Source organism: Paenibacillus sp. 01L418 (assembly GCF_056400045.1).
Genome location: NZ_JBFTSN010000033.1, coordinates 19,158 through 34,427, shown reverse-complemented (window position 1 = coordinate 34,427; position 15,270 = coordinate 19,158). Strand labels below are relative to the sequence as shown.

Annotated in this window: 9 protein-coding genes; 7 read left to right on the top strand and 2 right to left on the bottom strand. The window is 47.1% G+C overall.

Translation table 11 applies throughout. From position 1 onward, the window contains the following. Both AC1DSE_RS07375 and AC1DSE_RS07370 read left to right on the top strand, forming a co-directional pair. Nucleotides 1–1,382: alpha/beta fold hydrolase (locus AC1DSE_RS07375; RefSeq protein ID WP_477527544.1), on the top strand; the 1,382-nt coding region annotated here is incomplete at its 5' end. Between the two features lie 715 nt (nt 1,383–2,097). Next, the gene (locus AC1DSE_RS07370) at nt 2,098–2,376 is read left to right on the top strand and encodes an IS3 family transposase (RefSeq protein WP_477509358.1); all 279 of its coding nucleotides are present in this window, start codon (nt 2,098–2,100) and stop codon (nt 2,374–2,376) included. Nucleotides 2,377–2,429: 53 nt separating this feature from the next. Here the strand turns inward: AC1DSE_RS07370 and AC1DSE_RS07365 are convergent, their stop codons facing one another. Both AC1DSE_RS07365 and AC1DSE_RS07360 read right to left on the bottom strand, forming a co-directional pair. Then, the gene (locus AC1DSE_RS07365; protein WP_477527543.1) at nt 2,430–4,253 is read right to left on the bottom strand and encodes an MORN repeat-containing protein; all 1,824 of its coding nucleotides are present in this window, start codon (nt 4,251–4,253) and stop codon (nt 2,430–2,432) included. A 1-nt stretch (nt 4,254) separates the two neighbouring features. Beyond that, complete coding sequence (locus AC1DSE_RS07360; RefSeq protein WP_441879030.1) at nt 4,255–4,641, bottom strand: DUF4280 domain-containing protein; 387 nt, start codon at nt 4,639–4,641, stop codon at nt 4,255–4,257. 233 nt (nt 4,642–4,874) lie between these two features. On the opposite strand from AC1DSE_RS07360, the gene AC1DSE_RS07355 reads away from it, so the two are divergent. The 5 genes from AC1DSE_RS07355 to pheT all read left to right on the top strand — a co-directional run bounded on the left by AC1DSE_RS07355 (nt 4,875) and on the right by pheT (nt 15,181). Next, nucleotides 4,875–7,604 (top strand): adenylate/guanylate cyclase domain-containing protein, encoded by a 2,730-nt coding sequence (locus tag AC1DSE_RS07355; protein ID WP_477527542.1) that lies wholly within the window; start codon nt 4,875–4,877, stop codon nt 7,602–7,604. Nucleotides 7,605–7,629: 25 nt separating this feature from the next. Then, complete coding sequence (locus AC1DSE_RS07350) at nt 7,630–8,127, top strand: GNAT family N-acetyltransferase (RefSeq protein ID WP_477509355.1); 498 nt, start codon at nt 7,630–7,632, stop codon at nt 8,125–8,127. A 6-nt stretch (nt 8,128–8,133) separates the two neighbouring features. Further along, entirely contained in the window at nt 8,134–11,166 is a 3,033-nt protein-coding gene (locus AC1DSE_RS07345) for a cyclic nucleotide-binding domain-containing protein (protein ID WP_477509354.1), read from the top strand. A 514-nt stretch (nt 11,167–11,680) separates the two neighbouring features. Continuing rightward, entirely contained in the window at nt 11,681–12,715 is a 1,035-nt protein-coding gene (pheS, locus tag AC1DSE_RS07340) for a phenylalanine--tRNA ligase subunit alpha (RefSeq protein ID WP_477509353.1), read from the top strand. 24 nt (nt 12,716–12,739) lie between these two features. Beyond that, on the top strand, nt 12,740–15,181 hold the full coding sequence (gene pheT / locus AC1DSE_RS07335; protein ID WP_441879021.1) for a phenylalanine--tRNA ligase subunit beta: 2,442 nt from the start codon (nt 12,740–12,742) through the stop codon (nt 15,179–15,181). The last annotated feature ends 89 nt before the right edge of the window (nt 15,182–15,270 follow it).

Sequence of the window (15,270 nt, the reverse complement as noted above, 5' to 3'; positions counted from 1 at the left end):
GATATGGGATGAATGACGGCWTCTATTATCCTTATTCTTCTGATAGATTCGAAGCGTATCAACAGGGTCTATTACGGGTTGTTACTCAGATTAAGGCTGCGGGAGCCAAAGCAATTCTTATGACGCCGCCTCCATTTGATGCTGCATCGTTTACCGGCGGCAGCTTGCTTCCTTCGGGGCAACCAGCATACAGCTATTCTCAACCTTTTGCTGACTATGAGGATGTATTGAAKCKATACGCAGACTGGGTGCTGACTTTGGATGATGTCGCAGATGCGCTCGTTTCTATCCATGATCCAATGCTTCGCATGTGGGAGCATAAGCGTAAGGAGACTCACAATTATATAACGGGGGACGGTATTCATCCGAATGCAGAGGGGCACTGGCTGATCGCCGCGGCTCTGCTTCGCGTGTTGTTTAATATATCACTGGAGCAAATGCCCGAATATGTGCTCCAACCAGACTCTTCATCGCTATTCTCAGCTGTACAGCAGCGCCATCGATTGCTTAGCTCGGCATGGAAGGAGCATGTCGGACATACGAACCCGAATAAAGCGGAAGCGCTGCCGCTGGAGCTGGCATTGAAGGAGGGCGAAGCGCTTAAAAATCTTATTCTCTCCTTGGCTGATCGTCCAGAGAACATAAATAATAGCCGTACTTCAAGCTGGAAGGGCTATGAGCGTATCGATTTTATGCTGGAGGGAAGAGAAGGACTAATCGTTTTTCCTAAAACATTTGCCGAAGGCAGGCCTTGGATATGGCGCACTGAGTTTTTTGACGCGTTCTCCTATGCCGATATGGCTTTGCTCGAGCAGGGCTGGGCAATTGCTTATTATCGACTAAGCGACATGTATGGATGCCCGGGTGCGGTAGAGCGGATGCGAACGTTCCAAACCTACGTGACAAAAGCTTATGAGCTCGCTCCAAAAACGGTGCTTTTTGGCTTCAGCCGCGGCGGGTTATATGCGTTTAACTATGCAGCCAAGTACCCAGACCAAGTGAAGCAGCTATACTTGGATGCCCCTGTACTCGATATGCGCAGCTGGCCGGGCGGGAAAGGCGTGGCTGCAGGTGGAGCGGCTGAGTGGGAGGAGTGTCTGGCTGTGTACGGCGAGCTGGAAGAAACGGAATCGTMACTTAAGGGCTGCTCTCCTCTGGACAGAGTAGAAGAGCTGGCAGCAGGCGGTATTCCCGTTTTGATCGTTGCAGGAGATGCTGATATTCCGCTGCCTATAGAAGAGAACACGCTGCCATTCGAGAAACGTTACCGGGAGCTTGGCGGGACCATTAAAGTCATTGTGAAGCCGGGAGTCGGTCATCACCCGCATAGCTTGGAGCAGCCAGAGCCGATTTTATCTTTTATTCAGCAATATTCCGAGTGAAAGAATGATAGCCATAAAGAACGGATGATGGGAAATGGACGAAAATGACAGTCTTCATCTTTGGAAAGTGGAGCTAACGGACATCAGAGCCGTTAGTTGCTTGGTATCTCCATTTTTATTGAGCTAACGGACATCGGAGCCGATATTAGCGTGGAGATTCCATTTTTATTGAGCTAAYGGACATCAGAGCCGATATTAGCGTGGAGATTCCATTTTTATTGAGCTAACGAACATCAGAGCCGATATTAGCGTGGAGATTCCAATTTTTATATTGAGCTAACGGACATCGGAGCCGATATTAGCGTGGAGATTCCATTTTTATTGAGCTAACGAACATCAGAGCCGATATTAGCGTGGAGATTCCAATTTTTATATTGAGCTAACGGACATCAGAGCCGATATTAGCGTGGAATCTCCATTTATAAAGAGCTAACGGACAACGGAGTCGTTATTTGCTTTGGAAACCCTATTTTTAACGATCTAACGGACATCAGAGCCGTTATTTGCTCGGAATCTCCATTTTTAAGGAGCTAACGGACATACAGTCTCTTATTTGGCTTCAAGAGCAATGATTATCCTTCAATTTGGATAAATAACGCATCTGATGTCCGTTAGAATTGGAAATGGGCTTAAAATCAGTAAATAGCGGAATGTATGTCCGTAATAATATGCTCCCCAAATAGTAGACAGGTGAAGTAATAAAAAACCTATTGCTATGAGTGGAGCATTTTCATGTCTAAATCCTTTAGAGAAACTAACCATTATCGAAGAAATCGAAAGTGGTGAACTTGGCCCTATAGCCGCTGCCTTCAACAGTCCCATAGAATCCTTCTGGGGAACCCTGAAGTGTGAAAAATATAATTTGCAAACATACCGATCTTTTGATGAGCTTGAACAGGACATTGAAGCCTACATTCACTTTTACAATTACGAACGATTTCAGGCAAAACTAAACGGCCTCAGTCCAATGGAGTGTAGGACTAAGGCCGTTTAATGGTTTTTATTATTTGTACTGTCTACTTGACGGGGGGAAGTTCACTTTTATTGTTATTCCTCAGGAACGATATAGGACATTTCAAGTCGTACAGGCTTATCTTTATTTAATAAAAAAGTGAGAAGCGTACTGCCAGACTTGAACAGAACCCTTACTCGGCCATTGTCGAGCTTTTCCTTGGTGGATACCGTTTTGGCGGCTAATAATCTGCTGTACGTTTGTTCCATGACAACTGGATTCCATGTCGTCAGTTGACTTACAAAAAAAGCTTCTGGATTGTCTTCATCGACCTCCAGTACAAAGGACATTTGCATTGCGCTGAACGTCAGCGTTTGCGGCAGTATTGGATCGAGTGCTAAGTCGGGATCAACAAATACAGGGTCTTCGCTTTTCGTTGTATCCTTCTCTGTGTTCGCCGCCGTTTCCTTGGTGCTGCCTAGTGCAGCAGGTAGAGCAGTGGAGCCGCCAGCAGCCATTGTCTTTGTCTGAATGCTTTGCGGTGTTGCTGTTGGCATTGCGGCTGAATTACTGCTGCTTTCCGGCGTCGCCGAAGGTACTATCGCTGCTTGGTCTGTCGCTTTCGGTTCAGGTGATGAAGAATCTGCTGAGGCATCAGCTTCGTCGGTCGTTATAGGTTCTGAAGGTTCGTCTACAATGATTTCTTCAGTAAGCTCTTCCTCAGGAACAGTTACAGGAGCATCAGGAACACCCAACGTTTCTTGCAGCTTTACGAGCGACAGATTCATGAAGCCTTCAGCGTACAAGCTGCCGTCTCTGAAAAAACCTTTGTAGAGAGGCGCGCCGTCCATATCGTACAGTGCTCCTATGCCTTCATATTTGTTATTGACGAATTTGCCGTCATAGACAATACCGCCTGAGGCATTAAACATTTGTCCGCTGCCATTCTGCTGTCCGCTGGCGAACGACCCTGTATAAACAACGGAGCCTGTCTCATTAAATAAGCTGCCAACCCCGTGATAGCTGCCGAGCAGAAAGGCGCCGTCATATTTTACGAAGCCTGAAGGGTAATATTGTTTTCCCGGGCCTGACAGCTTGCCAGCAAGGAAGCTGCCATCGAATAATAAAACGCCATTATTGTCGAACTGCTTGCCTGTACCCTCATAAACACCATTATTAAATTGGCCTTCATAAATCAGCTTGCCTGATTCATTGTAAAGTTTGCCATCGCCGCTGTATGAACCTTTCAGAAAGGCGCCAGCATAGATGATCCCGCCGCCAGCATCATATGCTGTACCAGCTCCATCGTACGCTCCGGCTACAAACTCGCCCACATATTGAGGTTTTCCCCCTGGATAAAATAAAGTTCCAGCACCCGCATATTGATCGTCAGCAAACTGTCCGCGGTAGAGAAGCTCGCCCTCTTCATTAAACAACTCGCCTGAGCCCGCCATCATTCCTTTAGCGAAATCTCCTTGGTAACGAAGCTTGCCGTTTGGATAATATAGCTTCCCTGGACCGCTGTATTGACCATCGACCAGTTCTCCTTTAAACAGCAGATTACCTTCCGCGTCAAGGACGGATGCAGCTCCTGTGAAGCTGCCATTCGCAGCAGCAGCTGCTTCCAGCTGAGTCGTTCGTCCGAACCATTTGTTAATGAAGGCTGGCGGGCTTACAAATCCAAAATAAACGATGATCAGAGTAATGACGAGAACAAGTGCGATAAGCTTCTTCGCTATGTAGTAGCTCCCGATGCGCAAATAATTGTTGAGCGATCGAAGCGGGCCAAAAATAGCAGTGACCAGCCATTTGCGGAGCACGGCAAGCATACGCTTTGGCAGCGTTTTCGCCCGTTTAAGAGGCGCAATAATTTTTCGCTTAATGGGCTTGATTATGGGATTTAGAATTTGCGCTATCATATCATGGTACCTGTATCGTCATCTGTCCCGGATTCACGAACTGAATGACGCCTCCCCAGTTGCACATGCATTTGGACGAATTGTTTAAAGCGGGCAGGTTCGCAACTAACACGGTTGGCGAGCCGGGCACCCATGGAGCGGCTGTAACGGGAATACAGGGCTGAGGGGTAAGTACGCCTAAGGCAGCAGCAGTTGCGGCTGCGACCATCGGATTGGCCAGCGAATTACAAACTCCAAAGGGCAGTATATTAACCATCGGTTTATTATCCATAATGTTCGCGATCGGCATAGCCGTCAAAACGCGATTGGCAGGCAACACATTAAACGTGCCGGGAGCTGCTCCAAAAGAGCATTGCATGGTAGCTCCTCCGCATATAAGTTGTCCCATATAATTCCTTCCTGAGAGTAGGCCTTACTTAATGCCTCTCCTGTTTTTTTGCTATATTCTACTATTTTAATAGTACTATAAGCCCTAAAAGCCATCAACATAAACCTACTAAAATAGCTAACATTCGATGAATTCTTACAACAATGCTGATGCTAAATGACTAAACATGTAGTAATATGGAAATAGAAATATTTTGAAAAATGAAAGCGATGGTGCACATGCGAAGGTCCACTATGGGTATGACTCTTCTGAGTATAATAGCAATTTGCCTCGGCTTCTGGCTTTATCCAAACTTAAATCACTTTCAAACCCCTCCGTATAAAACAGAGAAACCCCTCACTTATTTATCCAAGGCATCGGCAGGGCCGGATGGAAGCATGATCGTTATCGGAGATTCACGTCAAGAGATTATACGAATCGGCAGCAAAGGATCTATTGAAGAGGTCATTCGGCAGGATGATGCGACCATAAGACATGATTTTACAGATATAGCGGTGGCGGCTGACGGCACAATCTATGTTCTTGATACGATTTTGGACGGATATGGGCTTTATGTACGCGAAGAAAGAATTGTTCGCTACGCGATAGGCGATACAAAAGGAACGGTCCTGTTTACGTTCGAGGGAAGCGGTACCAACAAACGGGTAGGGCTGATCAAAGGTCTTCAAGTTGTAAAGGAAGATATTTATTTTTACATTAACGAAGAGACGAACGTACAATTAAATCGGTTATCTGCTGCGGGCGGCAAGGCAGAGGAGCTGCTAACATTTAAATTGCCTGCAGATCGTTACTTATCAGAAATCGTAGGTTATGCGCCGGATCAAATCTATTACTCTACAAAGCGCGGCGCTATTTTCAGAGTGAATGCAGGCGGCGAAAGCGAGCTGTCCTATCCGCTGGAAGGCATGGATCGCACTCGCAAAAACTTCCCTGAAGGACTGCTTCTGCACGAGAATGGAAAATTATATTTTATTGATCRCCTAGTAAATGCAGTTACGAGTATGAATGCGAAGGATTCCAGCAATTTAAGAACGGTCATAGATGAAGCATCGTTAAAAACAAAAGCTCCGCGTGCGGAAAGCCTTGATATTATGGATTTGACAATGAATGCAACAGGTCAGATGGAGCTTGCTTTAGGTGACAGCATCGTCAGCATGGATGAGGCTGGCAGCCATACGAGTGTCCTTACGAAGCTAACTTATGATCGCGGTTCGGTGGCACAGGGCTGGATGACGTGGCTGGCAGCTGCCGTATTGCTCGTTATTTTAGTTATGATAATCAGACTGTTCTATGTACATGTGCTTAATCGCAGAATTTCATTGTTTTTCAAACAAGTTTTTGCAATTGTACCGATATTGATAATAGCGATGATTATGTTATCCAATTTTATTTATGATAGTTTCTCCAGCAAAATGGAAGATGAGATGCAGAAGCAGCTGTCTTTGCTTGCGCGCAATGGTCAAAATATGATTAACGGCGATCAACTGAATCGATTGACTTCGCCAAACGATTATATGAGCAAGGATTATGAATCGATTCGGAGCAAAATGAACTTCTTGTTCGAAAGCGAGGATCCTGCAAATCGCAAAGGTCTGTACAGCACATTATACAGATATGAAAATGGTGAAATCTTCATCATTATGGATGATGATGACGGCGTTAATATGTACAAGCCTTTTCCTAAGAACGAGCTGAACCGGCTTGTGGTTGAGAAGGGCGAGGTTGTAACGGACCGATGGGAAGATGCTACAGGCAAATGGCTATATGCGATTGGACCAATCTATGATTCTACTAACAAAATTGTAGGCGTTTATGAAACAGGCCGGGATTTGAATGTATTGTATCAATCCAACCAAACTATTTACAAAAGCATCATGCGAAACATTGGGCTTATAAGCTTAGTATTAATCGTTCTCGTACTCGCTGTAACGTATTATCTGCTCTCGTCGCTGCGCAAGCTTCGCAAAAGCGTAATGGAGATGGCAAATGGCAACTGGGATGTGAAGGTGAACATACGATCACAGGATGAGGTCGGCGATTTGGGAGAGCAGTTCAATCGTATGGCGCTTCATATTCGAACGTACATAAAGGACATTACTTCGTTCAGCGAAGCTTCGCATCGCTTTGTGCCGCAGCAGATTTTTAAATATTTAGGCAAAAAGGGAATTACCGATATTCACCTTGGAGATCAGGTTCAGCAAAATATGACGGTTATGGTCGCGAATATTCGCTCATTCCATCATTTATCGAAGCAGCTGACTCCAAAGCAAAATTTTGATTTTATGAACACCTTTCTAAAACGGTTTAGTCCCTTCGTTCGGACAGAGGAAGGACTAATAAGCAAATATTTGGGCGCAGGCTTTATGGCTCTGTTCCCTTCACGAAATGAAGATGCGCTGCGCGCGGCTGTTGCGATACGCAGAGAGCTCGTTTCCTATAATGAAAGCTTGAAGGCTTCCGGCTTTGCTCCAGTTGATCTAGGCATGGCCATTCATAAAGGGCCGCTTATGCTTGGGATCGTGGGTGAAGAGCAGCGGATGGAAGGCAATGTTATCTCCGATGACGTGAATATTACAGCAACATTAGAACGAATGTCCGATACGATGGGCGCATCAATACTTGTCACTCGTACGTTCTATGAGCAGCTGCGTTCACCTGAACGCTTCCGCTTCCGTCTGCTTGGTCGTGTACGTATTGACGGCAAAGATGATCCGATTGAGCTTATTGACGTATATGAGGGAGATTCAGATACAGAGCGCGCTTTAAAGGATCGTACAAAGCCGCTGTTTGAGAAGGGGATTATGCTTTGCCAAGAGGGGCGTTTCTTCGATGCGAGAGAAACCTTTATAGAAGTGATCAAAATTAATCGTTTCGACAAAGCGGCAAAGCTATATTTTTACCTATGTGATGAGTATTACCAGAAGGGATCAACTGAGGGCTGGAATGGCACACTCGCCGTTTAAAAATTGAAGTTAGGAGGAAGGTCGAATGCTTGTTGGACAGTTTCGGATTAGTCGCATCTCCACAATAGATGAGGCGGAAAAAGTCGTCGCATTTTTATTATCAGGCTTTTCATTTGATGATACTCGTTACACGCCAGGCGAGCTGACGCATTTCCGAGAGCTTCCATTTCGCGCGGTAAATAATGAAATTTATTTCTGGTATGCCGAGGATGAGGATGGAAATGTCATAGGCATAAATTGCATCGCTGAAAATGAGCAAAAAACCGGAGGTTTCAATTGGGACTACATGGTTGTTCATCATGATTATCGCAAAGTAGGCGTTGCGGCGCTGCTGATGGAGCAGATGTATGACTTTTTGGGAGAAGTAAACGCCAGATATCTAGTAACCTATACTTGCGATCTGCCAGAGTACAACCGCATTCGTCAATTGTTTGAGAGCAGCGGCTTTGCACTGGTTGGTAGATGTCCAGATTATTACTACGAAGGGGAAGACCGCTTAATCTATCATCGAAAGCTGGTTTAAAAAGATATGACTAAAGATACCATATTGCGCGCAATCGGTGCCCGTCCAGAGGATCAGCGAAAGCTGCTTATGATGGCACCTGTTTTTTTTATTTGCGGCATATCTGAAATGCTTAATTACAATGGCTTTATGACGTTGTTCAATCAGCGGTTCGGAAGTGAATACCTTCCGTATGTATATGCGGCGGAGGCTATCATATTGCCGCTAGAGGCGTGGCTCTTGTCCTGGCTTGCTGTTAGGCTGCCAAAGCCGAAGCTGATGCGCGTCTTATATGGAATAATGTTAGGCATCGTTGCCGTAAATGCATTGGTGCTGCTAGTATTGCAGAGCTTCGATCTAGAGCTGAGAGGATATTATCCCGTCTTGTTCATAGCGTCCAGCTTTGTCGTAAGGCAGCAGACCCTATTGCTTTGGAGCTTGGCGGTTGATTTGTGCTCGACGCAGCAAGCGAAGCGTCTCATGCCCGTGTTCGTTGGCTCTGCAACGCTTGGCGGAGTAGCGGCAGGTTTGCTTGCACAGCTTTTAAGCCTGTTTTTTGGACCCGAGGTTATTTATGCCGCTTCCGGTTTGCTGCTTCTGGCTGCATTGCCGAATTACCGTAAAGTGATCACCCGTTATTTGGTGCCATTGTCGATCAAAATCGAAGCAAATGCTCTGGAAGAGGAACCGGTGTCAACGGGAGCGGTGTTTAAGCACGCGCTTCGATCTCCTTTTTTGCTAACCGTTATTTTGCTCATGACACTGATGCCAGCTCTTTATTTTCTAATGGAATATGAGTTTCTGAACGTAACAAAAATGTCATTCCCAAGCGAACAGGCTTTTAGCCGGTTTTTTGGGATGATTACGATGGTGTTGTTTGTTCTTGCCTTTTTGCTGCAAACCGTCTCAGGCAAGCTGATGGCACGCCTTGGTGCAAGCCAAATGCTTACGGCTATATCAGGCGTTTATGTTCTCGCCTTTGCCGGCGCTTTATTTTTTGTTGGCGGTCCAGCGGCGCTTCCAATGATTTCGATCGGCTACATGCTGTTATATTTGCTGCTTTATTATTCAGCCGAGCCTTCCTATCAGCTGTTCTTCAAGACGCTTCCGCTTGCGCAGCGTGACAGCTACAGATATGCAGCGCAAGGAATTGCGGCTACGGCGGGCATTTTGATCGGCGCTGGCTTGCAGTTTTTGCATTCAGGCTTTGGGGTATCCTGGACAGCCTTGTCGTTTGTAGGATTTGCAGGCGCTGTGCTGCTGTTTGTGCTTGCTTGGTTCGGCAGAAGATTCTATATGCGCGAGCTTGTAGGCAGCATACAGACCATTGGCGAGCAGGATTTAGCGGAGCAGTTCGATGAATTTAGTCGAAACGAAGCTGCAATGGCAGAGTTCAGGGCCATGTTAAAGCAGCCGATAGATTCTGCGAAAGAAATTGCCTTGCAAATTATCGGCAGGCAACAAAATCCGAATGATGTTGCCGATTTGCTGGCGCAGATTGATGATCCGAATCCACGCATTCGCGTTGCTGCCGTTAGAGCGATGAATCTCGAGCGTGCAGACCTGCATGCAATGGTGAAGGTAGCAGCATTTCTTGAGGATCAGGACGATGAGATGCGTGCCGAAGGAGTAAGACAGATTGGCAGAATGAAGCATATGGAGCATCAGGCTTTTTATTTCCTGCGGCAAAAGCTGCTTGATCGGCATCCGAGCGTCGTTGCAGAGGCAGTCAAAGCGATGTATTCCTTTAACAATGCGGCAAGTATCGAGGCTTGCGCGGAAGTGATCGATCGTATTCTTGATGCGGGAGGCGAATCCTCGGTTTATATTTGCCGAGTTATCGCGGAGCTTGAGCTGTATTCGTTTGTGCCGAAGGTTGAGAAGCTTGTTGATGATGCGCATCCAGCGGCAAGGGTTGCAGCAATTGCATGTTTGGGAAGGCTTAAGGTTACTTCTATTATTCCCATTCTGCTGGAGAGTCTCCCGCTTATGGACCAAGAAATGTTCCGCACGACGACAGAAAGCTTTATTCAGATGGGCGATGGAGCGATCGAGCTGCTGACTGTCAGCTTGAATGGCGCGCCGCCGAAGCGATGGACAGCTGTGATGATTGCGCTCTCGGCACTTCTGCCAGACGAGCAGGTGCGTTCTAAGCTAACGGATGAAGCGCTAAATCGTTTAAGTGAGCTTGAGGCAGCGTCAGGTTATTCCTTGTCGCTTAAGCAGCTAGGGAAGACGGAGCTTGCAGAGCTTGCTTTGCTGCGCTGGCGAGAGGTTCGCGACTTTATTTTTACAGGTGTATGGGCGGTGCTGACCAAGCTTGCGGATGAGCAGGTTGTTGACGCGATCAGAAGGGCAGCTGCTGATGAAGATGAAGAAATTCGCAGCAATGCTTGGGAAGTGCTCGCGGAGGGCATGGGTGAGCGCAGATTATCGCAGTTTCTGCTGACCGTTCTAGAACGCGGCGAAGCTGGAAGAGAAGTAACTGCCGATGAGGAAGCGATTGTCCTATTGGAGGCAGCACTAAACGGAAATGATGATTGGTGGCGGGAGATCGCTGCAGCGGCGTTAGTGGAGGAGGGGGAACAAATGTCCAAAGACCAGCAGATGATGAGCCGTTTAAACAAAGTAGTCTTTTTAAGGCAGGTTCCCTATTTCGCTGATTTATCGCTTGAGGAGCTAGGCTTAATCGCTAATATTGCCGAAGAGTATGTATGCCCGGATGGAGAGAACCTGCTGCAAAGAGGAGAGCCTAACCCCGCGATGTATGTCATCGTTGACGGCAATATCGAGCTTACGAGCATTTCCGCAGCAGGCTGGGAAGGAACGATCGGCGTACTCGGTGCAGGGGATGTGTGCGGCGTAACTTCAGCGCTCGACAGCACCTCATCTACAGTAACGGCGCAATCCTTGCTTGGCGATGTGAGAGTGCTGAAGCTGCTGGGCGAGAATGTGTCAAGGCTCATTCGTTTGTACCCGGAAATAGGAATCGGGCTGCTCCGAGCGTCGTTCGCACGCATTCGATTGCTGGAAGAAATGATGATGCGAATTGATTCGTAGCAATAAAGCAAGCTTAGCGGTTGCAACGGTACTTCAGATTGCATATAATATAGATTATTATTTCATATTCGAAGTAAAGCGATGATGGAGAAGAGTAAGCAGTACTTTCGCACAGGAAGAAGACGCCGTAGACTGAGAGCGTTTTTGTGAAAATAGGCTGCCCAAGTTCACTCCTGAGCAGACACCTGAAACGCCATGATATACGGCGCGTGTAGGGAAGGTCCGGTTCCCGCCGTTATGGGGCTAAGGGATTGTCATTCAGCGCCTCTAGGCGACGTTAGCCACACTTGGTTATGCGTACAGGCTGATGCTCAATCCGAATTAGGGTGGTACCACGGTTCTTTCGTCCCTTTAGGGAGAGAGGGCCTTTTTTTGTGTAAATATAACAATTTATAAGTTTATTAGCTTATAAAGAGCTTATATTTTACCGCGAAACGTTAGCTAGGCCTCCTAAGGATGGCTTTAGCCGTTACGCTTGCATGATTTAGGGATGATGATATGGAGGCGAAGAAAAATGAAGGAAAGATTGGAAGGACTGCGCGTTGAAGCATTGCAGGAGCTTCAGCATGTGGATACACCACAGCAGCTAAATGATTTGCGCGTTAAATATTTAGGTAAAAAAGGCGCTTTGACTGAAATTTTGCGCGGCATGGGTGGACTAAGCGCTGAAGAACGTCCAGTAATTGGTCAAGTAGCGAATGATGTTCGAGCAGCTATTGAAACGGTTATCGATGAGAAGCAGGATGCATTCCAGCAAGCTGAGACGAACAATAGACTCCTTGCAGAGACGCTGGATGTTACGCTGCCAGGCAAGCAATTGCCTACCGGCGCAGTGCATCCTTTAAACAAGGTTGCCCAAGAAATTGAAGATATTTTTATCGGTCTTGGCTATACAATTGCCGAGGGTCCAGAGGTTGAAGAGGATTATTACAACTTCGAGGCATTGAACTTGCCTAAGAACCATCCAGCCCGCGACATGCAGGATTCGTTCTATATTACGGATGATATCTTGATGCGTACGCAGACCTCCCCGGTTCAGATTCGTACAATGAAAGCAATGAAGGGCCAAACGCCTGTTAAGGTCATTTGTCCGGGCAAAGTTTACCGCCGCGATGATGACGATGCGACACATTCATTCCAGTTCAATCAAATCGAAGGTCTTGTCATCGGCAAAAATATTAGGATGAGCGATTTGAAAGGAGCATTGCTGCAATTCGTTCAGCAAATGTTCGGCTCACAAGCGCAAATTAGACTTCGTCCAAGCTTCTTCCCATTCACGGAGCCAAGTGCTGAGGTTGACGTTACTTGCGTTCAGTGTGGTGGCAAAGGCTGCCGCATGTGCAAGCATACGGGCTGGCTTGAAATTCTTGGCTGCGGCATGGTGCATCCACGCGTTCTTGAAATGGGCGGTTACGATCCGGAAGAGGTCAGCGGCTTTGCATTCGGCATGGGCATTGAGCGTATCGCGTTGTTGAAATACGGCATTGACGATATTCGTCATTTCTATACGAACGATCTGAGGTTCTTAAGCCAATTCGCAAGAATGTAGCAATGAGAGAAGGGAAGAAAAGAGATGAATGTATCCTATAAATGGTTAAATGAATATATCGATTTGTCCGGCTTCACAGGACAGGAGCTTGCGGAGAAAATGACGCGCGGCGGCATTGAAATCGACGTTGTGGAATCCCGCAATAAAGGCGTGACCGGCGTCGTAGTTGGTTATGTGAAATCGAAGGAAAAGCACCCGGATGCGGATAAGCTGAACGTGTGTAAGGTTGACGTTGGCACTGGCGAAGAGCTGCAAATCGTTTGCGGAGCCAAAAATGTCGATGCAGGCCAGCTTGTTCCGGTTGCGGTAATCGGTGCTGTACTGCCTGGCGATTTCAAAATTAAGCGTGCAAAGCTTCGCGGCGTTGAATCCCAAGGGATGATTTGCTCGGCGAAGGAGCTTGGCTTGAATGAAAAGCTTCTGCCAAAAGAACAGCAGGAAGGCATTCTTGTTCTTCCAGCTACAACGAAGATCGGTGCGCCAATTGGCGATGTGCTTGGCATTAACGATGAGGTGCTCGAGCTTGATTTGACGCCAAACCGTTCAGACTGCCTCAGCATGATTGGCGTTGCTTATGAGATTGGAGCTTTAACTGGCCGTGAAGTTCGTCTGCCAAAGGCTGTTATAAATCATACAACCGTACGTGCGGATAGCCTTGCAACGGTCAGCATTAGTGCACCTGAGCATTGCTCACATTATTCGGCTCGTTATATTAAAGGCGTAAAAATCGGTGAGTCCCCATTGTGGCTGCAAAACCGATTGATCGCTGCCGGCGTTCGTCCAATCAACAACGTTGTTGACGTTACAAACTTTGTTATGCTTGAATACGGCCAACCACTTCATGCTTTTGATGCAGATCGTTTGCCTGGCGGCCGCATTGATGTTCGCCTTGCAAAAGCTGGCGAAACGCTTGTTACCTTGGATGATCAAGAGCGCAAGCTAGAGCCGCATATGCTCGTTATTACTGATGGCGAGCAGCCAATTGCCCTTGCAGGCGTAATGGGTGGAGCAAGCACCGAAGTTACAGGCGAAACGGTCAACATTTTGCTAGAATCAGCAAAATTTGATGGCGGCACCGTGCGCAAAACGTCACGTCAACTAGGACTTCGCTCGGAATCAAGCATTCGCTTTGAGAAAGAAGTAGATCCGGCGAGAGTTATTCCTGCGCTCGATCGTGCTGCTTCCCTTATCGCAGAGCTTGCTGAAGGTTTAGTTGCTGAAGGTATTGTAGAAGTGCATGCAGGTGAAGTGAAACCAGCCAAAGTGTCCGTTTCATTGGATAAAATTAATGGCTATCTGGGTACAGAGTTGTCCAGACTTGAAGTTCAGACGATATTTGGTCGTTTGCACTTTGAATATGAGCTGTCAGGCGACAATGTATTTACTGTAAATGTTCCTACACGCCGTGGTGACATTACGCGTGCAGTAGATCTAATCGAGGAAGTAGCTCGTTTGCACGGCTATGATGAAATTCCTACTACGCTTATTCACGGCGATGTTGTGCCAGGTTCGCTAACGAAGCCGCAAGCTATTCGCCGCGAGCTGCGCAAGCGCCTGTCAGATGCAGGTTTGCATGAGGTTGTCAGCTATTCCTTCACGGGACCTGAGCGGACGAAGTTATTCCCTGCACTGGCGGAGCATACGAATCCAATTCGCCTAGCCATGCCTATGAGCGAGGATCGCAGTGTACTTCGTACGACGCTTATCGCACAGCTTTTGGAGACTGCGGCTTATAACCGCAATCGCAAAAATGAATCCGCAGCGATCTTTGAGATCGGCAGCGTATTCCATACCGATGAAGAGCAATTGACTCGCCTGCCTCATGAGAAGCATCGTTTTGCAGCTCTTCTGACTGGCAATCGTTCAGAAGCGGAGTGGAATACAAAAGCGGCTCAAGTTGATTTCTATGATGCAAAGGGCATTTTGGAAACGGTATTTGCCGTACTTGGCTTAACAGCCAGCGTATCATTCGAAGCGGCACAGCCTGAGCATTTCCATCCAGGAAGAACGGCTGCTGTTCTTCTTCACACGCCTAAAGGCAATGAAGTAATTGGTTATGTTGGCCAACTGCACCCTGCTCTTCAACTTGAGGAGGATCTAGCTGATACGTACGTGCTGGAAATTGGACTTGACCTCATCTATGAGCAAGCAGATGCGGCAATCGAATATAAAGTATTGCCCCGCTACCCGGCTATGCAGCGTGATATTGCAGTAGTCGTGGATCAAGAGGTTGCTGCTGCCAAGCTAACTGGCGTGGCATGGGACATTGCAAGCGAACTGCTTGAGTCTGTACGCGTCTTTGACGTATATACAGGAGAGAAGCTGGGAGCTGGCAAGAAGAGCGTGGCTATATCGCTTGTTTACCGTCATGGCGAGCGTACATTGACGGATGAAGAGGTAACAGAGCTGCATGGCAAGGTTGTTTTACAATTAGAACAATCTTTTGCAGCAGAATTACGCAAGTAGGCAGGAAACCTTCAAAGCCGCATCGAAATAGTTCCTAGTGAGCTATTGATGCGGCTTTTTTCCTTGTAAATATAAGGAATGATTGGTTT

Excerpts from the sequence above, each read along its gene's own strand:
- AC1DSE_RS07345 (WP_477509354.1), top strand. The coding sequence starts at position 8,134 with ATGACTAAAGATACCATATTGCGCGCAATCGGTGCCCGTCCAGAGGAT.
- AC1DSE_RS07365 (WP_477527543.1), bottom strand. The coding sequence starts at position 4,253 with ATGATAGCGCAAATTCTAAATCCCATAATCAAGCCCATTAAGCGAAAA.
- pheT (WP_441879021.1), top strand. The coding sequence starts at position 12,740 with ATGAATGTATCCTATAAATGGTTAAATGAATATATCGATTTGTCCGGC.
- pheS (WP_477509353.1), top strand. The coding sequence starts at position 11,681 with ATGAAGGAAAGATTGGAAGGACTGCGCGTTGAAGCATTGCAGGAGCTT.
- AC1DSE_RS07360 (WP_441879030.1), bottom strand. The coding sequence starts at position 4,641 with ATGGGACAACTTATATGCGGAGGAGCTACCATGCAATGCTCTTTTGGA.
- AC1DSE_RS07370 (WP_477509358.1), top strand. The coding sequence starts at position 2,098 with ATGAGTGGAGCATTTTCATGTCTAAATCCTTTAGAGAAACTAACCATT.
- AC1DSE_RS07350 (WP_477509355.1), top strand. The coding sequence starts at position 7,630 with ATGCTTGTTGGACAGTTTCGGATTAGTCGCATCTCCACAATAGATGAG.